Genomic DNA, 19,567 nt, shown 5'->3' on the forward strand with positions numbered 1-19,567 from the left:
ATATCGTCAACGCCCGGCGAACACGGCCTCCATCGAATGCTGCGCCTCGACGGCCCGGAACCCGAACCATGTGTTGATCTTCCGCATCGCGTCGTTACCGTCCGCCGTCCACGTGTGCACATGTCGCGCCTGCGGGTGACGTTCGGTGAGTCCGCGCAGGTTGCGGGCTTTCGCGAAGGTTCCGAGCCGATGCCCGCGATGGGCCGGCCGCACATAGGTGTCGTCCTGGTGCACATGTGTCCCGTCGCCTTCGACGAACATCTGTGTGTACCCGGCCGGTTCACCGTCCTCCGTCACGACGATCGTGGTGACCAGCGCGTACCCGATCTGGATCAGCCGCTCCTGATTGGCGCCGATCCGCTCCGCGTCCCACGTCTCGGCCTCGACGTCCAGCTCACCGGCCGGCACGTCGGCGGACATCTCGCTGGTCAGCGCGGCCAGCGCCGGCAACCATTCCGGCGGGACGGGCCCGTGCCAGGTCAGGCCCCGATATCCGGCCGCCGGCTGATCGGCGGCATCCGAAACCTCCTCCGGTACGGGTAAGCCGAGCACCCACCGGTCCTCCACAAGCCCGCTGACGAACCCGCGAGCCAGCGCGAAGCGCCCACCCGGCCAGTCCTGGATCCGCTGCCCGTGCGGCACGTTGACCTCGACGTTGACGGTATCCCGCCCAGCGGCCCGCACCTGAGCGAGCCCGGCTTCCCAGAGCGCCCCGCCGACCCCGCGCCGACGGTGTTCGGCCGGCACGCCGACGTCGATGCCGGCCCGGTGCGGGTTCTCCCGCCGGGACCATTCGACGAGCATCCCGCCGACGCAGGTGTCCCCGTCCCAGGCGCCCCAGGCTTCCCGGTGCCGGTTGGGGTTGCTGTCGTCGGCCGCCAGCGACCGCAACAGGGTCTGCCGGGCGGTCACCAGCGCCGCATGCCGGCCGGCCACCGACCCGGCCCGCCACGCGCTCGCCTCGCCGCCGTCGAACGTCCACAGCCTCCGCACATCCATCCACGGCAGACTAGCGTCCGCACCATACTGGAGGGATGACGCGGCGCCGCTTCTGGACAGTGACGGCTCTCCTGGTGTGCAGCGTGCTCCTGGCCGCCTGGACGGTGTTCCTGCTGCGGCTCGGCCTCGACAAGGCGGACCAGGCATCGAGCGTCCTGAGCGCGATTCTGACCGCCGGCTTCGGCGTCGCCGGCGTGTGGCTGGCCCTGGCCTCCCGCCGGCCACCGACCCCACCCTCTTCGCCCTCGCCCTCGCCCTCGCCCGAGACGTCCGGCCAGGTCCAGATCAACAGGGCCCAGGATCAAGGGCGGGTGTACGGCGTACAGAACGGCACCATGAACATCGGTGACGCACCCCGGCATCCCGATGACCGATAGGACTCCGGCCCGCCAGGTCAACACGGCCCGTGACCGGGGCACCGTGTTCGCCGTCCAGGACGGCGACCTGCACATCCATCAGCGCATCGGCACCCACTTCATCGACGAGTTGTCGTTCGGCGAGGTGGCGCTCTCTGGCGACGAGCAGCCGAGCCGCCTGCTCAACGCGAGCAACCGGGTGGTCTCCTTCACCGGCCGTGAGGAGGAGATCGCCGAGCTGACCGCGTGGCGGGACGGCGGCGCCGCGGTCGCGGTCCGTCTCGTCCACGGCGCCGCGGGCCAGGGCAAGACCCGGCTGGCGTTTCGCTTCGCCGAGTTGTCCCAGCGCCACGGCTGGGTCGTGTGCCGGGCCCGGCACAGCCGCGATGTCACGGTCCGGCAGGTCGAGATCCCGGCCGGTAATGAGCTGGTGGCGTCGCGACGGCTGCTGGTGCTGGTCGACTACGCCGAGCGCTGGCCTCTGTCCGATCTGCTGGCGCTGCTGCACGACCAGCGTCTGCACGGTGGCCCAGCTCTCCGTGTCCTGCTGCTGGCCAGGCCCCTCGACAACTGGTGGTATGCCCTCACCTACCGGCTGTCGCAATCGCTCGGCATCGACGCCGACAGTGTGGAGCTGGAGCCGGTGGGCGGCACACGGGCCGGCTCGGCGGAGGCTTTCACGGTGGCGAGGTCCTGTTTCGCGCGGGCTCTCGGGGTCACCGAGCCGGTGACCGTCCCGCCGCATGTCGAGGGCTCGGTTCTGACGATCCACATGGCCGCGCTCGCCCACGTCCTGGCGGTCCGTGACGGTGAGGCCCCGCCGACCGGACTGCGCGACCTGTCGGCCTATCTGCTCTCCCGGGAACGCAGCCACTGGCAGGCGATGTCCGACAACAAACGTATCGAGTCGGTGCCCCAGGTGCTCGGCCGGGCGGTGTTCGTGGCGGCGCTGACCAGGGCGCTCGACTATCCGGCCGCCGCGGAGGCGGTCCAGTCGGCCGCCGTCGCCGACAGTCCGGCGGCGGCCGGCCGGGTCCTCGACGATCACGCCATGTGCTATCCGCCGCTGGACCCGGACACCCGTTTGGAGCCGCTCTACCCGGACCTGCTGGCCGAGGATTTCGTGGCCTTGCAGACTCCCGGGCACGGCATCCCCCGTTTCCGGGCCGACCCGTGGACGGGCACCGCGTTGCTCGGCCTGATGAATGCCGGTCCTCGAGGTGTCGGGACCGCCCTGCCCTTGCTGATCGAGGCGGCTCCCCGGTGGCCACATCTGGTGGATCGCCTGCTGGTACCGCTGCTGCGGCAACGGCCTCAACTCGCCGTCGACGGAGGAGCACCGGCGTTGCTGGCTGTGGCGGCCGCCCGGGAGATCCCGTTGGACGTTCTCGCCTCCATCGAGACTCTGCTGCCGGGTGATCCACCCGACGACCTGTGCACCGGGATCGCGGCCGTCACCGAACGGATCGTCGAGGATCTGGCCCGCAACGTCATCGACGCGGTCCAAGCCGTCCGGATCCTGCAGAGGCTGGGCTCCCGGCTGTTCGACGCCGGCCGGGTGACCGAGGGCCTGGCGCGGCTGACCGAGGCGGTGGAGGCGACCCGGAGGCTGGTGGCCGGGGACCGGGCCGTCCACGCCGGCCGGCTGGAGTTCGCACTGCGTACGGTCGGGCGGGCACACATCCGGGTGGGGAACTGGCCGGAGGCGGCCACGTCGCTGAGCGAAGCGGTCGGGTTGTGGAGCAAGGACGGCCTGGGCGCCACGCTGTCGGCGGCGGAAATCGCGACGTGCCTGTCGGAGCTGAGTCTGGCGTTGTGGCACACCGGTGAGGGTCCGTCGTCGCTGTCGATCCGGCACCGGGCCATCGCGCACCTGCGGCGTCTGGTGGCCGCCCACCCGGAGCACCGGATCACCCTGGTCCGGGCCTTGGTCCAGCAGGCGGAGCAACTGCGCCAGGACAGCCGCACGCGGGCCTCCCTGGACGCCCTGGACGAAGCGGTAAAGCTGTTGAGGGCTCTCGCCACCAACGCCGAACCAGGCCTGGAGCTTGATTTCGCGGCCGCGTTGCTCGGCCGGGCGAAGACCCTGAAGTCCCTCGATCGGCTGCCGGAGGCCGAACACGCGGCGGAGAACGCCGTTCGCATCCTGCAGCGGCATGCCGGGCTGAACATCTCCTACGACCACGATCTGGCTCTGGCGCTGACGGTCGAGTCGCAGATTCTGGCGGCGCTGCGACGGTTGCCGGAGGCCATCGAGAAACAGCGGACGGCCAATGCGATCCATCGGCGGCTCGTGCGCATCAACGCCGCACGACACGAGCTCGGCCTGATCCGTGGCCTGATCGATTTCGCCCGCCTGTGCCACGAGTTGGGTCAGCAGGCCGACGATACGCTGCGGGCACTGGGGGACGCGGTCCGGCTGACGCGGGCGAGCTCCCTCGACGCCGTCACCCGGAATCGGCTGCTCCGGGCGGCGAACGCGGTCAGCGCCGATCTGCTCGACGCATCCGGCCGGCACACCGAAGCCGATGCCGTGCGACAGCAGGCAGCGCGGCAACAGAGCCGGACCAGGCGATTTCTGGAGCCGACTGAGCTCGATCGCAAGCGGGGAAGGCGCCTGAGCTCTCTCCCACCCCGCATCGCCGGGATCGCCGCCGGCCACTGGTCGTCCCCGGAGATCGCCGCCGCGCTCGCGACGATCGACATCGAACGGTGGGACGGCCTGAAGGAGATGTTCAGAGATTTCGATGCCGGGACGGTGAGGGAGTGTGTCCTCCTCATCGTCCGATACCAGGAGCTGGCCTCCCGGCCCGGAACGGTGCGGTCCCTGGCGCTCCTCATGGACACCTACTTCACCGAGAGTGAGATCACCGGCGAGGTCCTGCCCCGGGCCACGCCGGACGTCGCGGCCGCACTCCGATCGGAAGAAAACCTCTTCTGGATCTGACGTCCGATCCGTCCCCGACCACCCGGGCCCTCGCGCGAACCGCTCGACCTCCCTGACAATCAACAATCCACACTATAAAGATCTATAAAGCCCATATCCGGTACGCGGACCTCCGTCTCGCCCAGTTCGGACCGTCCCGTCCGTGCGGCGCGATCTCACTGCCCCCGCAGCCCGTGCCGCGCCCGCCGGGCTGAGATCGGTGGGGCGTGCCCGTTCGCAGGTGACGTGGGCTCGGGCCGTTCGGAATGACCACCGATCTGCGCCCGGCGGGCGCGGCACGGGCGGGAGCGGGCAGCGAGATCGCGCCGGCACGGCGGGACTGTCCTGGTTGAACATGACGGTGGTCACGCGTACCGGGAATGGGGTGGATCCTCTGGAAGTCGTTCGGAAATGCCGGGCCGGAGGATGATCATGGAGCGTGCCCGCCGCTAGCCTCGGCCGCGAGAATGCCACTGGGGGGAGCGGGCGATGGGCTACGACATTCAGCTGATCAGCGACGGTGACGGTCTGGCGGTCATCGGGACGTCGACGGATGTCGAACGCTTCCTGTATTCGGAACGGCTGCCGGTCACGAAGGATCTCGGACTGGCACGGCTCAAGACGTTCGCCAGTCTCGGGTCCGCGCTCGCGAAGGCGGGTTCGGAGATCTCCGCCGAGTCCGGCCGTTGGGTGCAGCTCTCGGAGGAGTCGGCGAAACTCGTCGCGAAGTACGGGCTGCGGCAGAGCTCCAAGACAGGGCTTCTCACCGGCGTGCTCAAGGGCGACAGCGGGCAGATCAAGGGATTCGTCGAGTTCGCCACGCAGGGACACGGATCGTTCCTGACCAACCCGGCGGTTCTGGCCGGCGTCGGAGGGATCATGGCGCAGGTCGCGACGAAGCAGAAGATGGACGAGATCACCGACTATCTCGCCAAGATCGACCAGAAGGTCGACGACGTGCTGCGCGCCCAGAAGGACGCCGCGCTCTCCCGGATGATCGGGATGGACCTCATGATCGAGGAGACCATGGACCTCCGGGAGACGCGGGGCCGGGTCGACGACATCATGTGGTCGAAGGTGCAGACCGCACCGGCGACGATCGCCGAGACCCAGGCGTACGCGCTGCGGCAACTCGACGCGTACGCGGAGAAGCTGGAACGCGACACCGCGATCACCGACCTCGCCGCGACCACCCAGGAGGCGAAGATCAAGGTCCGGGAGTGGCTCGCCGTCCTGGCCCGCAGCTTCCAGCTCCAGGACGCGATCGCCGTGCTGGAGCTGGACCGGGTGCTGGACGCCTCGCCGGAGGAGCTGGACGGCCATCGCCTCGGGCTGCGGGCCGCCCGCCAGAACCGGCTGCGGCTCATCGCCCGCAGCACCGAACGCCTGATGGAACGGATGAACACCGCCATCGGCCGGGCCAACGCGGAGGTGCTCTTCAACCCGCTCAGCTCCCCGAGCGTCGTCCAGGCGAGCAACCACACCGCGGCCGGCATCCACGACTTCCGCCGGAGCCTCGGCATCGAGACCGGTGGCCGGTCGTCGCAGGCCCGGCGATGGGTGGACGCGGCGGTCGAGGTACGCGACAGCGCCCTCGACACCGGGGCGAAAGGCCTCGACGCCGCGATGACCACCGGAGCCAAGGGCCTCGACGCCGCCCTCAGCATCGGCGGTGAGGCCCTCGGCAAGGCCGGCGCGGTCACCGGCATGTTCGCCAACGGGATCGGCGGCCGGCTGCGACGGCTGCGCGGCGACGACGGGCAGCGTTCCATCGAGTCGTGAGCCGGCTGTCCGGGCTGAGCCCGGCGGCCCGCGCCGCCGGGCTCGGCCCCGGCGCCCGGTCGCGGGGAGCTTCCGGGCGCCGGTCGGGTGCCGTGCCGAGTCAGGCTTCGCTGAGCGGACGCCAGGCACCCACGGTGATCAACGCCATCGCGGCGGCGGCGATCCAGAACGGTGTGGTGATCGACCAGACACCCGCGAGGAGGCCGCCGACCAGCGAGCCGACGGCCGCCCCACCGGTCTGGATGACGAAGTAGGCGCTGGACACGCGGCCGCGAAGCTGATCGGGAACGGCCCGCTGCCCGATCGTCGACGTGATCACGCCCCACACCATCGCGTGGATGCTGAAGACGACCAGGACGGTCGCCGCCACCCACGGTGACGTGGTCACGGCCAGGGTGAGGTGCACGGCCACCTCGATGATCAGCCCGGCCCGCAGCACCGCGCTGTTGCCGAAACGGCCGCTCAGCCGGGCCGCCACGCCCGCGCCGAACAGGCCGCCCACCGCGAAGGCGGTGAGCAGGACGCCGTATCCGACCTCCCCGAGACCGAGCCGCTCCCGGCAGTAGAGGACGAAGACCGCGAACGCCGCACAGAATGCGATGTTGCCGATACCCATGCTGACCGCCAGGGCCCGCAGCAGACGGTGATGCCACAGCCAGCGGACACCGGCCCCGATCTCCCGCCGTAGCGAGGTGCGCTCATGCATCTCGGACGGCGGGACCGGGCGGATTCCGGCGATCAGCGCGGCCGCGGCCGCGAAGGTCAGCGCGTCCAGGCCGAACGGCACGGCCGCGGAGATCACGAACAGCCAGGCGCCCAGCGGTTTCGCGACGAACTGGTTGACGCTGAACGTCGCGCCGAGCCGGGCGTTCGCGCTGGACAGATGCTCGGACGCGACGATCACCGGCAGCATGGCGCCCACCGCCGTGTCGGCCAGGGTCTCGCCGACACCGAGCAGGAACATCACCAGGTAGATCACGGGAATGGTGACCGTCCCGGTGGCGATGGTCACCGTCAGCAACGCCAGGGCCACGGCACGCAGCAGATTGACCACCACGGCCGTGGTACGGCGGTCGAGACGGTCCACCCACGCACCGCTGATCAGGGCGATTCCCAGCCACGGCAGTTGCTGGGCGAAGACGGCGCCGGCGATCAGCGACGGGTTGTCGCTGATCGAGGCGACCAGCAGCGGGCCGGCGGCCATGGTGACGCCGTCGCCGATGTTGGAGATCGCGGAGGCGATCCAGAGACGGTTGAAGTCCGCGCCGATTCGCGCGGAGAGAAGGGCACGCAAAGGAAGCTCCTCAAGCCAGGAAAGAAGATGGCGAGGAGCCGGCCGGTCAGCGTGTTACGCGGCCCGCTCCTCGGACGAGAGGGCGACCGTGACCGTGGTGATAGGCATTTCTGCTCCCTTCCGCAGCCGGGTGCAACAGATCCGGCGTCCGGAAGTGTATTAGAGACATGAGGGATGCGGGGTTCGAGACCTTCCTGCGGGAGAGCACGGCGGGGCTGCTGCGGCTCGGCAACGTGCTGACGCTCGACCCGGCTGCCGCCGAGGACCTCGCCCAGGAGACCCTCATCCGCGTGGGCACGTCCTGGTCCCGGGTGCGCAAGGACGGAAACCCGGTGGGGTACGCGCAACGCACGATGATCAACCTGTTCCTCAACGAGCGACGGCGACGCCGTGCGATCCCGGTCGCCACGGTTCCCGAGACGGCACGGGAGGACACGGCGCTCGCCTCGGTGGAGTCGTCCGCGGTGATCCGGCAGATCCTGGCCGGCCTGCCACCACAGCAGCGGGCCGCGGTCGCGCTGCGCTACCTGGCCGATCTGCCCGACGAGGAGATCGCCGCGATTCTGGGGTGCACGACGGGCACGGTGCGGTCGCATCTGTCCCGCGGTTTGTCGACGTTGCGCGGCCGGGTGACGAAGAAGAGGTGAGCGAGTTGCTGTCCAAGTCCGATTTCGATCTTCCGGTGCCGGCGGATTTCACCGATCGGGTGAGGCGCGGGGTCCGCCGTCGCCGCCGCTTCCGGGCAGTCGCCGTGGCCGGTTGCGTGGTCCTCGGGCTGTCCGGGATCTCGGTCGCCGCCCGGCCGGAGCCCGACCGCGGCCCGGCCGTCCACGCCCCGGCCATCGGGGATGTGGCCGGTCTGCACATCGGCTACGCCCCACCCGGCCTGCGCCTCGATCCGCGAGTCAACAGCTCGGTGCACGTGGTGACGGAGAAGGGCCTCGACACCGACGGTGCCGACCCCGGTCCGGGTGACGCGAGCGCGGTGGTGACGATGCGCGTCTTCGTCAAGGCGAACGGGGGAAACCAGCTGTTCATCACCGTCCTGGCGCCGTTCCGAACCACACCGCGGGCCGACCGGGCGACGATCACCCGATGGCTGTCCGACTGGTCCACCATCGGGTTGGAGAAGGTCGACGAGTTCACCGTCCCGGCCGGGACAGCCCGGCTCATGCGCGGCCAGACCACGGACGGCCCGAAACACCAAGTGCTGATCACCGCGGCGGACGGCACGGTGATCGACGTTGGCGGCAACGCCGAGCTGACCGCAGCCGAGCTGCGGGCCGTCGCCCAAGGGCTCAGCCGTGGTTGACCCGCCACCGGGCGTCCAGCCAGGCCAGCAGTTGACGGGCCTGTTCCTGCTGCATATGGCGCAGCCGCGCGGGGCCGGGCAGGTGGCAGTCGCGCCACTCCCGGCTCGCCAGCCCGGCCGGCGCCACGTCGATGTGGTCGGCCGGGCGTCCTGCCAGTACGGACTCTTCAGGAACAGCTCCGGATCGTGCCCGCAGGCAGCCAGGTCCGGCTCGACCCACCAGTCCCCCACCGTCTCGGCGGCGATCAGGCGGGGCCCAAGGTCACCGGCCACGCCGGCCAGTGCCACGGTGGGCCCTTCCGCGCCGGGGGCGGCCTTGACGAACAGTCGCCGTCCGACTCGGCCGTCACCCGCGAGGCGACGGACGGCGTGAAACCACCCGAGGCCGGCCGTTCCTCGATGGTGCGGCCTCCGAGTATCCGGGCCACCGCCTCCCGCACCGGCTCCGGCGCGTCTGCCGGTAGGGGGCGGCCGTCCACGATGGCCACTTCAGTGTGCTTGAGGGCGGCCGGCTTCGGCGCTGCCGTCCGCCTTGCACAGTCTGGCCCCGACATGGTGCGACCGACGGCGAACGGCGTGGGTCTGTGCCGTGCCGGACAGCCGGTCCGTCAGGTCAGTCCCCGATGAACACCAGCTGATCTCGTCCCCAGGTGCAGACCAGCGCCATCGTCCGGAGCCGCATCAGGCCGCGCGGCTCCCGGCCCGGTTCGGCCTCACGGAGCAGGATGTCGATCTCAGTGATGAGCCGGCCCGTTTCGCCCGGGCCGAAGATCGGCTCATCATGCGGATCGATGCCGCCGAGCAGTGGAAGGTCCGGGCACGGCCGGCTCAGCAGCCGGCCGAAGTCGCCGGCAGCATCGACCGTGCCACCGGACGGGTCCGGGATGGCCGCCGTCGGCGAAGCTCGGCAGGGAGGCCCATGAGCCCTCCTCAGGGGGGCCGTCAGCAGTTCGACGACACGATCCACATACGCCTTCCGTTGCTCAGATCTTGCGGGACGACCCGTGGGGCCGCCCGGGCAAGCTGAGCATGGCCGCCAGCCAATCCGGAGGTGCCGCAGGCCGGCGGTCATGACCGGGGAAGCAAACCACAGCTCCACCCGCATCTCCGCGCCGCCGGGCGAGCATCTAGCGTCAGCTTGTGAAAACGGGAGTCGGCCTCGTGCTGGGCGGGGCGATGTCGGTGCAGTTCGGGTCGGCGGTCGCGGCATTGCTGTTCCCCAGGGCCGGGGCGGCCGGGGTGGTCACGTTGCGCCTGCTGATCGCCGCCGTGCTGCTGCTGGCCGTGTGCCGTCCCCGGTTGCGCGGGCACAGCCGGGGCGACTGGCAGGTGGTCGCCGGGTTCGGGATCGCGCTGGCCGGCATGAACACGCTCTTCTACCAGGCGATCGACCGGATCCCGCTGGGCCCGGCCGTGACCCTGGAGGTGCTCGGCCCGCTGACCCTGTCGGTGATCGCGGCCCGGCGGAAGGCGAGCTGGCTGTGGGCCGGCCTGGCGCTCACCGGTGTGGTCCTGCTCGGCTATCAGGGCTTCGACCGGCTCGACCCGGCCGGAGCGGCGTTCGCGCTGGGCGCGGGTGTGATGTGGGCCGGATACATCGTCTTCAGCGCCCGCGCCGGGCAGCGTTTCCCGAAAGCCGACGGGCTGGCCCTGGCGATGGGCGCGGCGGCGCTGCTCAGCCTGCCGCTCGGGGCGCGGCCCCACCTGCTGGAGCCGGTAACCCTCGGCTTGGGCACCGTGGTGGCGCTGATGTCGTCGGTCCTGCCGTACACGCTGGAGCTGCGCGCCCTGCGCCGCCTGCCGACGTCGACGTTCGCGGTTCTGATGAGCCTGGGCCCGGCACTGGCCGTACTGGCCGGCTGGACAGTCCTCGACCAGCGTCTGTCCCCCGTTGAACTCCTCGCCGTAGCCCTGGTGATCACCGCGAGCGCCGGTGCCGTCCGCACCTCCCGGCCCACCGGGAACCCCGCCTCGCCGGACGACGCCGCGATGGTGACCAGCGCTCCGCCCCGGCAGTGAGACCGCGCGACCCACGCCGTCGGCCGCTGAGGTCACCGGTCCTTCCGGCCGTGGTTCATCTCGGGAAGCCGGAACGCTCAAGAGGGTGAGCCGCGGTCCGATGGGGCATTCCGTCGTCGCAGTGCACCCTCATAGAACGGACCGCCGAATACATGAGTGACAAGAACGCGTGGCCCCTCGGCGAGATGATCGCTCAGCTGGGCGCGCGGGCCCGGGGTGACGAGCGGGCGCGGATCGAGGCGTCGCCGCAGTTCGCGCGGGGGCGATTCCGCAACGCCGTGCCGACCGCTGGGATTTCGGCGGCGGCCATGCCGCGGGTGGCGCTCGCGACGGCGAGCGGGCAGGACTCCCGCCGCCCGCATCTGCCGGTGCCGATGCGGGCGGCCGGGCCGCACGACGCCACCGGACTGCACGTCACCTGGTACGGCCACTCGTCGGTGCTGGTGGAGATCGAGGGGCACCGGGTGCTGATCGACCCGGTGTGGAGCCGGCGGTGCTCGCCGTCACGGCACGCCGGGCCGCAGCGCCTGCACGAGCCGCCGGTCGCGCTGCACACGCTGCCGTCGGTGGACGTCGTGGTGATCTCCCACGACCACTACGACCACCTGGACATGACGACCGTTCAGGAGCTGTCCGCGTCCCACGACCCGCTGTTCGTGACGCCGCTCGGGGTCGGCGCGCACCTGCGCCACTGGGGTGTTCCGGACAGCCGGATCGTCGAGCTGGACTGGAACGAGTCCACCCGAGCCGGTGATCTCGAGCTGGTCGCCACCCCGGCCCGGCACTTCTCCGGGCGTGGCCTGCACCGCGACGACACGCTGTGGGCCGGCTGGGTGATCAAGGGGCCGTCGCGGCGGGTGTTCTACTCGGGTGACACCGGCTATTTCCCGGGTTTCGCCGAGATCGGCGCCGAGCACGGTCCGTTCGACGTCACCCTGGTGCAGGTGGGCGCCTACGACGAGACCTGGCCCGACATCCACATGCTGCCCGAGGACGGGGTGCGCGCCCACCAGGACGTCCGAGGTGGGTTGCTGATCCCGGTGCACTGGGCGACGTTCGACCTGGCGCTGCACGACTGGTCCGAGCCGGCCGACCGCACGTGGCGGGCCGCCAAGGACAACGACGTGAACCTGGCCGTCCCGCGGCCGGGCGAGCGGGTGGACGTGGACGCTCCCCCGCCGGTCGACGGCTGGTGGCAGCTGGTCGCCTGAGCCCGGCCGGCCGGCGCCCGGGCTCTCCCGGCCGGGCGCCGGCGAACACACCGACGGACGGCGGGCCGGAACGGCCCCGGTAGGGGGCACGGTTCGCCGTGGTCGGCCGGGGGGGGTAGGGCTGGGCATACCCGAGCATGGGGTTCTGCCGTAGTGCCCGGCACCGGGTCCCGTTGATGTAGTGAACCCATGCGATTCTCCACCGCGCCCACGATCGGCGCCCTCTGCCTGGCGGCCGCCGCCCCGCTGTTCCTCGCCGCCAACGTCGTCGTCGGATGGGGCTGGGACGATCCGGCTTTCAGCTGGGCGGCCCACAACATCAGCGACCTCGGCAACGTGACCTGCGGCGTCTGGGACACCACCCGGCCCCGGTACGTGTGCTCGCCCTGGCACAGCGCCATGAACGTGGCTTTCGTGGTGACGTCGGCGCTGCTCATCGCCGGGCTGGTGCTGACCTGGCGGATGTGGGGACCGGGTAGGGGCGCCCGCTGGAGCCGGTGGCTGCTGCTGTCCGGTTCGGCCGGGCTGGGTCTGGCCGGGCTGTTCCCGGCGGACAGCAACGAGAACATGCACCTGCTCGGCGCCCTGCTGGTCTTCGGGTGCGGGAACGCGGGCCTGGTGATCGCGGGGTGCGCCCGCGACGGCACGCTGCCGTCCGGGCTGCGGCCGGTCACGCTGGCTCTCGGACTGCTGGGTACGGCCGGCAGCGTCCTGTTCCTCGCACAGCATGGTCTCGGCCTGGGCGTCGGCGGCATGGAGCGCGTCGCGGTGTTCCCGATGCCGGTGTGGGCCTGCTACGCCGGCCTCCTCCGGTACCGGACGGTTCGCCGGGGCGCGGAGGCGCACGTCGCATAGCCGCTCGGTGTACGATACCGTTTCGTACACCAATCCAGTGGGGAGAGACGGCATGGCAGACATCGCAGTGATCACCGGGGCGGCCGGGGGCATCGGCTTCCACACGGCGCTGGAGCTGGCACGACGCGGGACGGGCGTGATCATCGCCTCGCGCGACCGTGCCCGCGGCGAGGCGGCTGCCGCGCGCATCCGCGCGGAGCAGACCGGGCAGAGCCCGGAAACGGCCTGGTGGGAGCTCGATCTGGGCGACCTGACCTCGGTCCGGCGGTTCAGCGAGCGCTTTCGCGACGCGTACGATCGACTGGCTCTTCTGATCAACAACGCCGGGGTGATGGCGTTGCCGCGGGCAGTGACCACCGACGGTTTCGAGCGTCAGCTCGGCGTCAACCACCTGGGCCACTTCGCGCTCACCGGCCTGCTCCTGCCCGCTCTGCTCGCCGCCGGGGACGCCCGCGTCGTGACGGTGACCAGCGGCCTGCACCGGCGCGGCCGCATGGACTTCGACGACCTGATGGGCGAGCGCCGCTACTCCAAGATCGGCGCCTACTGCCAGTCCAAGCTGGCCAACGTCCTGTTCGCGCGGGAGCTGGGCCGCCGCACCCCGTTGACGAGCGTGCTCGCCCATCCCGGTGTGGCGCACACCGATCTGGCCCGCACCGGGCGGCCGCTGCGGGAACTGCTGATCGCCGTGGCCCGGCTGTCGGCGCAGTCCGCCGAGGCGGGCGCCCTACCGTCGCTGCACGCCGCGACCGCCCCGGACGTGCGATCCGGCGACCTCTACGGCCCGGACGGTTTCGGCGAACGCCGCGGAAAGCCGGCCAAGGCCGAGATCGCGCCGCAGGGCCGCGACGACGACGCCGCCCGGCGCCTGTGGACGATCTCCGAGGAGCTCACCGGCGTACGGTACGGTACGTTCGTCCAGCAGTGATCCGTCTTGGAGGGCGGTTTGCCCCAGTCCCCCGCCGCCCAGCACCGTCTGGACCCGGTGCGTGAGCAGGCCATCCTCGACGCCATCCGGGAGTTGCTGACCGAGGTCGGCTACGACCGGATGTCCATCGACGAGGTGGCGCGCCGCGCCCGGGCCAGCAAGGCAACCATCTACCGCCGGTGGGCCGGCAAACCCGCCATGGTCACGGCCGCCCTGCACGGGATGATGGCGGAGCACCCGCCGCTACCGGACACCGGCTCGCTGCGCGGCGACCTGATCGTGGCCCTCACCGCCTTCTCCCGGCTGTATGAGCGCAAGCACCCGTACGTGCTGGCCCTGCTGTCGGCGATCCGGGCCGATCCGTCGCTGGGCCGGCTGCTGCACGAGCACGTCCTGGCGACCGGCACGGCCGAGGCGGAGACCGTCTTCGACCGCGCGGTCGCCCGCGGCGACCTGCCCGGACCGCCCGACGTCGGCGCCGTCGTCGAGGTGTGCAAGGCGATGCTGTGGCACCGGCTGCTGCTCACCGGTCTGCCGCTGGACGATCGATGGGTGGCGCACCTGGTCGACGACGTGGTCCGGCCGCTTCTCGGGGTGCGCTGGTGAGCGTCACTGTGACGGTGTGCCGCGGAAGCCGGCGTCGGCATTCCCCGGTCGGCCACGCCCCGGCGGCCGGACGATCTACGCGGCGCGCCGGATCCGGCGTACCGGGCACGTAGCCGAACGATGCGGCGCCCGCCCGGTGTGCTCGTCACTGACCTGCCCAAAGGGTGTCCGGCGCCGCGCCCCTGGAACTGTCGGTGATCCAGCCACCCGCGTAGGGTTGCGCCCGTGAATCTTGTGATCGACGAGGAGAGCCGCAAAGGCGGGCAGTTCGTCTGCCAGTGCTGTGAAAGCACCGCCGACCGGACGTGGGCTTTCGTCCACGACGACAACGACGCGGTGGCCGTCTACTTCGCCAGCTGCTACCACCACGACGGGATCCACGAGGCGTGGATCGACGCGATCCTCGGCACCTGGGGTGAGGGCCGGACCGACGACCACATCACGTTCGGCTGCCGCGTCGGCCCGGTCCAGGGCTCCCCGGCGCCCGCCGCCACCCTGGTGGACGGGGGTTCGGCAGCGCCCGACGATCCGATGTTCGGGCAGAAGCTCAGCCGCGTCGACGGGCTCGCGCATCCGCGGATCGCCGAATTCTGGAAGATCGTCGACACCATCCTGGAGAAGGACGACCTGGTGCGCCGCCACCTCTACGGCGCCTGAGCAGCAAGGCCCCGAGGGGGCGACGACCGGCCGAGCAGCAGCGGGATCGAGTGACGGAAGACCCGCTGACAAACCGGGCACTTCGGGAAAACGACTTACCCGTGGGTACGCCACCGATGGCGGCAGGATGAACGAGCCCCGTCACAGCGGCACGGCCGTGAGCGCGCGCACCAGGTGCTCCAGCCGGTCGAGGCGCTGGTGCAGCCGGTCATGGACGGCCGGATCGGCGATCCACGTCCCGCACTCATGGCAGTGCTCCCGGCCCGGCGCGGCGAGTCCCTCCACCAGGGAGACCGGGATCGGGCTGGCGTCGTGTTCGGCGCCGAGCCAGAGTTCGCGCCAGTCCGCTTCGATCTCGGCCGGGGGTATGCCGAGCGCTTTCAGTACCCGGGCGAGGTTGTCCCAGGCCGGAGGCCTCACCGCGTTGAAGAGCCGGCAGATGGTGGACGCCGACAGTCCGGCGTGGTTGCCGATCATGCGGTAGGTCGGCCGCTGCGCCGCCTGATGGGCCAGCCGCAGCCGGCGCAGCAGCACCTGTAGCGCTCCACAGTCTTGATCATCCTCGGTGACCATGGTGAAAACGCCCTCTGCGGGTCCGGTCGCCCCGGGGCGACCGGACCCGCTCTCCCTTCTCAGCTGGGGGTGCCGGTCACAGGTAACGGCCGACGATCTCGCCCGCGACCAGTCCGGTCAGTCCACAGGCGACGGCCACGTCAGCCACCAGGTACCCCCGGATGACCAGGACGCCGGCGAACACCGCCACCGCGGCGGCCAGCACCACGGTCGGCATTGGGCCGGCGCCGGCCAGCACCCGGCGGGCCAGCGTCACGCCGAGCAGGGTCACCCCACCGCCGAGCATCAGCGCCTCCTCGAGGGGATGACCGGTGAGTAGCATGGCGAGGACGCCTGCGAGCACCAGTACCGCGATCACGACGGCGGGCCAGGCGTGCCGGTTGCCGCCGCCGGGTGGAGCGGGTGGATCTTGTGGGGGGTCTGCGAGGACCACGTCGACTCCTACGTACTCCGAGTTCTCGTCCCGAGTTCGGGACGCAGGGGCGGAGGAATCTCCTCCGCCCCTGTTCTTGCTGGTCCGGGCGCTTGAAAAGCACCACACCCCCGCTCCGGGGAGAAGGACCGAAACGACTTGCTGATGGGCTGCCGGCGAATCAGGTCGCACACACATCTTCAACCATCCGTACGTCGTTGCGGCGCATTCTTTCCCACCGAACGGCCCTACAGGGTTTCACAAAATTGCACGCCTGTACCGCAGGACTGGGAAACACGACTGGCCCGATTGCACCAATTAGGACATTAAGCCGGAATTCCTTTGGTCAACACTCACATTCCGTAGAGGAATTCGGCGCGATTCGGTCACATTGAGCTAGCGATCGATTAAGCATCCAAGACCCATCAAGATCAACTAGCATGCCGGAGAATCTTGTGAACCCCGTATACCTGGCCGGACTGCGTACATCGAGTGGACGAGTGGCGGTCGACCGAACGGCCGATGCAATCCGGGAACGATGATCGGCAATTCCTGGAATTTCGCTCCGGAAGGATCACGCTATTCGCCGCACGAAACAATGGAGCGATCCCGCACGGAAATACCAACGTCTCGCGCAGTAGTGTTCATTGCCAATGACCACGGTGTACACGTGTGAATTCCCTGATGGAACTCGCGTCCGCGTGATCAGGAACTGATCACCGGGCGGGACGACCCCAGTGGTACGCCGCACGGCCGGCCTACCACCCCGGTGGTACGCCGGATCCCAACCCCGGCATGACGCTCCGTGACGGTTCGGAAACCTACGCTGCCCTGGTAACCGCTATCGGGGAGGACCGTCATGGGGATTCAAGAAGTACTGGCCGCCGACGTGTACGCCATGAGCGGCGGCCGGATCGGGGCCGGCCTGGCCGCCGCCGCCGGGCTGGCCGGAGTCATCGCCGGGGGCCGGGCCCTGGCCCGCACGAGCCGGCGGCCCGCGATCCTCTCACTGGCGGCCGCCGTGTTCGCGCTGATCGGCGGCGCGATCGTGGTGGCCACGTCGGACAGCGGCATCGGCACCGGCAACGGCCGCGGCGGCGCCTACCTCGCCGTTCTGCTCGGGACGATCAGCCTCGTACTGGGCGGACTGGCCATGACCCGCGCACGTGGTCACTGAGGGACCGCCCGCGGGCGTCCACTGCGACTCGTGCGATCCGTGACGGCCATCCAGCCCGGCACGATCAGGCCCGATTCGTACGCGAGGATCACCAGCTGAGCCCGGTCCCGTACCCGCGCCTTCGTCATGATCCGGCTGACGTGGGTCTTCGCGGTGGCCGGGCTCAGCACCAGGTGGGCGGCGATCTCGTCGTTCGACAGCCCGGCCGCGACGAGCGCCAGCACCTCCCGCTCCCGGTCGGTCAGCGCGCTCAGCCGTGGACCCGGGTCCGGATGGGCGGCACGGGCGGTGAACTCGGCGATCAGCCTGCGGGTGATCGCCGGCGCGATCAGGGCATCCCCACGGGCGACCACCCGGACGGCATGGATCAGCTCGTCCGGTTCGGTGTCCTTCACCAGGAAACCGCTCGCCCCGTTGCGCAGCGCGCCGTAGACATACTCGTCCAGATCGAATGTGGTCAGCATGATGACCCGCGCCTCGGTGCCGCCGGTGATCTCGCGGGTGGCGGCCAGCCCGTCCAGCCGCGGCATCCGGATGTCCATCAGCACCACGTCCGGCCGCAGCTCCCGGGCCAGGTGGACGGCGGCCTGCCCGTCACCGGCCTCACCGACGACGTCGAGGCCATCCTCGCCCGCCAGGATCGACCGGAACCCGGCGCGTACCAGCGTCTGGTCGTCAGCCAGCAGAATCCTGATCACGACGGCACCCGGTCCGGGCTCAGCGGAATCCGGGCGCTCACCCGGAATCCGCCACCGGGCCGTGGGCCGGTGGCCAGCCTCCCGCCGAGCGCCCGCGCCCGCTCCTCCATCCCGAGGATGCCGTTGCCCGAACCACCCGGCACCCCGGAAATCCCGTTACCCGAAGCGCCCGGCACCCCGGAAATCCCGTTACCCGAAGCGCCCGGCACCCCGGAAATCCCGTCGCCCGAAGCGCCCGGCACCCCGCTGCCGTCGTCGTCGACCTCCACCAGCACGTCGTCGCCGTCCGGCCGGATCCGGACGATGGCCTGGGCAGCGGCCGCATGCCGGGTCACGTTGGTGATCGCCTCCTGGACGATCCGGTAGGCGGCCAGATCCACGTCCGGCGGCAGCGGCCGGGTCTCGGTGACGTCGAGGTCGATCCGCAACCCGGAGCCGGCGGCCGCGGCGACCAGCACGTCCAGACTGTTCAGGCCGGGCGGCGGGGCCAACGGCGCCGCACCGTCCTGCCGTAGCGCGCTCAGGGTGGCGCGCAGCTCGCGCAACGTCTCCCGGCTGGTCTCCTTGATCGTGGTGAGCGCCTGCTCCGACCGCTGCGGATCGGGCCGGTGCAGCGCTGCCCCGGCCTGCACGTTGATCAGCGACAGGTGGTGGCCGAGGATGTCGTGCAGTTCGCGGGCGATCCGCAGCCGCTCGTCGGCGGCCCGGCGCCGTGCCTGTTCCTCGGCCCGCTCCCCCGCCGCTCGGTCGTGCGCCGCCACCGCGGAGAGATAGGCGCGCCGGTTGCGTGTCACCCCGACGATGACCGCGACCAGCCAGCCGGCGTGCAGGAACGTGGCCCCGTTGCCGGAGATGCCGTCCCTTGTGTAGCTGTCGGCGGCCGCGAAGGCCAGGACCGAGGCTGCCCCCAGCCCGATCGCCATCGCCAGATGGCCCTCGTCGACGACGGTGTAGAGCGCCACGACGAACACCAGCATGATCGGCCCCGGCTGCTGCAGCAGGAACCCGTAGGCCGCGACCGCCCCGAGCGCCACCACGCCCACCGCGACCGGAGAACGCCGGCGAAAGATCAACCCAAAGGCCGAGATCAGTACGGCGGCGAGCGCGGCCCACTCGGCAACGGTGCCGATGCCGCGCGACTGCACCAGCAGCCCCGTCACACCGATCAGCGCGACGGCGGCGACCAGGACGGCGTCGGCGCTCCGGCCCCGCAACCGCCACCCAGCCATACCCGGGAGCCTAGCCCAGCCCCGCATCGGGCGACGCCCCGAACCGCGGCCGCCCGAACCACTCCACCATCGCCCAGTCGAGCCCGGCGACCGGCCTCCGTACCTCACTCGCCGATTCCGGCGAAGCCATGCCCGCGCCGTTCGAGCTGTACGTGGCCCAACCGCACCCACTCGGCGCGCTCGAAAGCGGGCGCCCAGCCGCCGACAGCAGCACCGACCGATGATCCACTCCGGCTGGCTGTCAGGGCTGGCCTCGCCGACCGACCGGCCCGCTCCCGTCCGTTGCCCGCGCTGTCCGGGTCGGTGGACGCTCATGGTGCTCCGTCCGGGTGGCCGGGCTGTCGTCATGACGCGGGTGGGTGACCTCGGAGGTCGTTGCGTGTGCGCTGACCGCCGACTCTGCCGGCCCCTTAAGAAGGGCTCGCTACCAGCGCATATCCGGTCTGGTCCCGGGCCGCCGGACCGCACCACACGGGTGTTCGATAGCGGAGATCGGGCCTGGATCAAGGACTCCATGGCGCGCGACGGTGATC

The 19,567-nt window shown here is 70.8% G+C and carries 20 protein-coding genes; 12 read left to right on the forward strand and 8 right to left on the reverse strand.

The window, feature by feature from the left end; genetic code table 11:
• Positions 1 to 6: 6 nt before the first annotated feature.
• On the reverse strand, positions 7 to 999 hold the full coding sequence (locus AB0I88_RS27315; protein ID WP_361030434.1) for a GNAT family N-acetyltransferase: 993 nt from the start codon (positions 997 to 999) through the stop codon (positions 7 to 9).
• A 35-nt stretch (positions 1,000 to 1,034) separates the two neighbouring features.
• Here AB0I88_RS27315 and AB0I88_RS27320 point away from each other — a divergent pair, with 35 nt between their 5' ends.
• From AB0I88_RS27320 to AB0I88_RS27330, 3 genes are all read left to right on the forward strand, one after another.
• A complete protein-coding gene (locus AB0I88_RS27320) occupies positions 1,035 to 1,376 on the forward strand; it encodes a hypothetical protein (protein WP_361030437.1) in 342 nt (113 codons plus the stop codon).
• Entirely contained in the window at positions 1,366 to 4,302 is a 2,937-nt protein-coding gene (locus AB0I88_RS27325; RefSeq protein WP_361030440.1) for a hypothetical protein, read from the forward strand. Before AB0I88_RS27320 ends, AB0I88_RS27325 begins: the two co-directional genes overlap by 11 nt.
• Positions 4,303 to 4,770: 468 nt before the next feature.
• A complete protein-coding gene (locus AB0I88_RS27330) occupies positions 4,771 to 6,063 on the forward strand; it encodes a hypothetical protein (protein ID WP_361030443.1) in 1,293 nt (430 codons plus the stop codon).
• A 100-nt stretch (positions 6,064 to 6,163) separates the two neighbouring features.
• On the opposite strand, the gene AB0I88_RS27335 is transcribed toward AB0I88_RS27330, so the two are convergent.
• Positions 6,164 to 7,357, reverse strand: a complete 1,194-nt coding sequence (locus AB0I88_RS27335) for an MFS transporter (RefSeq protein WP_361030446.1) — start codon at positions 7,355 to 7,357, stop codon at positions 6,164 to 6,166.
• Positions 7,358 to 7,524: 167 nt separating this feature from the next.
• Here AB0I88_RS27335 and AB0I88_RS27340 point away from each other — a divergent pair, with 167 nt between their 5' ends.
• Entirely contained in the window at positions 7,525 to 8,004 is a 480-nt protein-coding gene (locus AB0I88_RS27340; RefSeq protein WP_361030449.1) for a SigE family RNA polymerase sigma factor, read from the forward strand.
• Positions 8,001 to 8,669: a hypothetical protein gene (locus AB0I88_RS27345; RefSeq protein WP_361030452.1), complete on the forward strand. Its 669-nt coding sequence runs from the start codon at positions 8,001 to 8,003 to the stop codon at positions 8,667 to 8,669. Before AB0I88_RS27340 ends, AB0I88_RS27345 begins: the two co-directional genes overlap by 4 nt.
• On the opposite strand, the gene AB0I88_RS27350 is transcribed toward AB0I88_RS27345, so the two are convergent.
• Positions 8,656 to 8,796 (reverse strand): hypothetical protein, encoded by a 141-nt coding sequence (locus tag AB0I88_RS27350; RefSeq protein ID WP_361030455.1) that lies wholly within the window; start codon positions 8,794 to 8,796, stop codon positions 8,656 to 8,658. The two genes, AB0I88_RS27345 and AB0I88_RS27350, sit on opposite strands and share 14 nt — an antisense overlap.
• A 486-nt stretch (positions 8,797 to 9,282) precedes the next feature.
• Positions 9,283 to 9,774, reverse strand: a complete 492-nt coding sequence (locus AB0I88_RS27355) for a hypothetical protein (protein WP_361030458.1) — start codon at positions 9,772 to 9,774, stop codon at positions 9,283 to 9,285.
• A gap of 35 nt (positions 9,775 to 9,809) precedes the next feature.
• Between AB0I88_RS27355 and AB0I88_RS27360 the strand changes: the two genes are divergently transcribed.
• The 6 genes from AB0I88_RS27360 to AB0I88_RS27385 all read left to right on the forward strand — a co-directional run bounded on the left by AB0I88_RS27360 (position 9,810) and on the right by AB0I88_RS27385 (position 14,945).
• On the forward strand, positions 9,810 to 10,688 hold the full coding sequence (locus AB0I88_RS27360; protein ID WP_361030461.1) for an EamA family transporter: 879 nt from the start codon (positions 9,810 to 9,812) through the stop codon (positions 10,686 to 10,688).
• Positions 10,689 to 10,840: 152 nt separating this feature from the next.
• Positions 10,841 to 11,899: an MBL fold metallo-hydrolase gene (locus AB0I88_RS27365; protein WP_361030464.1), complete on the forward strand. Its 1,059-nt coding sequence runs from the start codon at positions 10,841 to 10,843 to the stop codon at positions 11,897 to 11,899.
• 189 nt (positions 11,900 to 12,088) lie between these two features.
• Positions 12,089 to 12,754 (forward strand): DUF998 domain-containing protein, encoded by a 666-nt coding sequence (locus AB0I88_RS27370; protein WP_361030467.1) that lies wholly within the window; start codon positions 12,089 to 12,091, stop codon positions 12,752 to 12,754.
• Between the two features lie 52 nt (positions 12,755 to 12,806).
• Positions 12,807 to 13,682: an oxidoreductase gene (locus AB0I88_RS27375; RefSeq protein ID WP_361030470.1), complete on the forward strand. Its 876-nt coding sequence runs from the start codon at positions 12,807 to 12,809 to the stop codon at positions 13,680 to 13,682.
• An 18-nt stretch (positions 13,683 to 13,700) separates the two neighbouring features.
• Positions 13,701 to 14,288 (forward strand): TetR/AcrR family transcriptional regulator, encoded by a 588-nt coding sequence (locus AB0I88_RS27380; RefSeq protein ID WP_361030472.1) that lies wholly within the window; start codon positions 13,701 to 13,703, stop codon positions 14,286 to 14,288.
• Positions 14,289 to 14,513: 225 nt separating this feature from the next.
• A complete protein-coding gene (locus tag AB0I88_RS27385) occupies positions 14,514 to 14,945 on the forward strand; it encodes a hypothetical protein (protein WP_361030475.1) in 432 nt (143 codons plus the stop codon).
• Positions 14,946 to 15,086: 141 nt separating this feature from the next.
• Here AB0I88_RS27385 and AB0I88_RS27390 read toward each other — a convergent pair whose 3' ends face one another.
• Positions 15,087 to 15,518 carry a helix-turn-helix transcriptional regulator gene (locus AB0I88_RS27390; RefSeq protein WP_361030478.1) on the reverse strand — a complete coding sequence of 144 codons (432 nt, stop codon included), beginning with the start codon at positions 15,516 to 15,518 and terminating at the stop codon, positions 15,087 to 15,089.
• Between the two features lie 76 nt (positions 15,519 to 15,594).
• On the reverse strand, positions 15,595 to 15,951 hold the full coding sequence (locus AB0I88_RS27395; RefSeq protein WP_361030481.1) for a hypothetical protein: 357 nt from the start codon (positions 15,949 to 15,951) through the stop codon (positions 15,595 to 15,597).
• Positions 15,952 to 16,789: 838 nt separating this feature from the next.
• Between AB0I88_RS27395 and AB0I88_RS27400 the strand changes: the two genes are divergently transcribed.
• On the forward strand, positions 16,790 to 17,107 hold the full coding sequence (locus AB0I88_RS27400; protein ID WP_361030484.1) for a DUF6223 family protein: 318 nt from the start codon (positions 16,790 to 16,792) through the stop codon (positions 17,105 to 17,107).
• Here the strand turns inward: AB0I88_RS27400 and AB0I88_RS27405 are convergent.
• Positions 17,101 to 17,805: a response regulator transcription factor gene (locus AB0I88_RS27405; RefSeq protein ID WP_361030487.1), complete on the reverse strand. Its 705-nt coding sequence runs from the start codon at positions 17,803 to 17,805 to the stop codon at positions 17,101 to 17,103. The two genes, AB0I88_RS27400 and AB0I88_RS27405, sit on opposite strands and share 7 nt — an antisense overlap.
• Entirely contained in the window at positions 17,802 to 19,034 is a 1,233-nt protein-coding gene (locus AB0I88_RS27410; RefSeq protein ID WP_361030490.1) for a histidine kinase, read from the reverse strand. The genes AB0I88_RS27405 and AB0I88_RS27410 overlap by 4 nt, the downstream gene beginning before the upstream one ends.
• Between the last annotated feature and the right edge of the window lie 533 nt (positions 19,035 to 19,567).

The sequence above is a fragment of the Actinoplanes sp. NPDC049802 genome (genome assembly GCF_040656595.1).
Classification (GTDB): Bacteria; Actinomycetota; Actinomycetes; order Mycobacteriales; family Micromonosporaceae; genus Actinoplanes.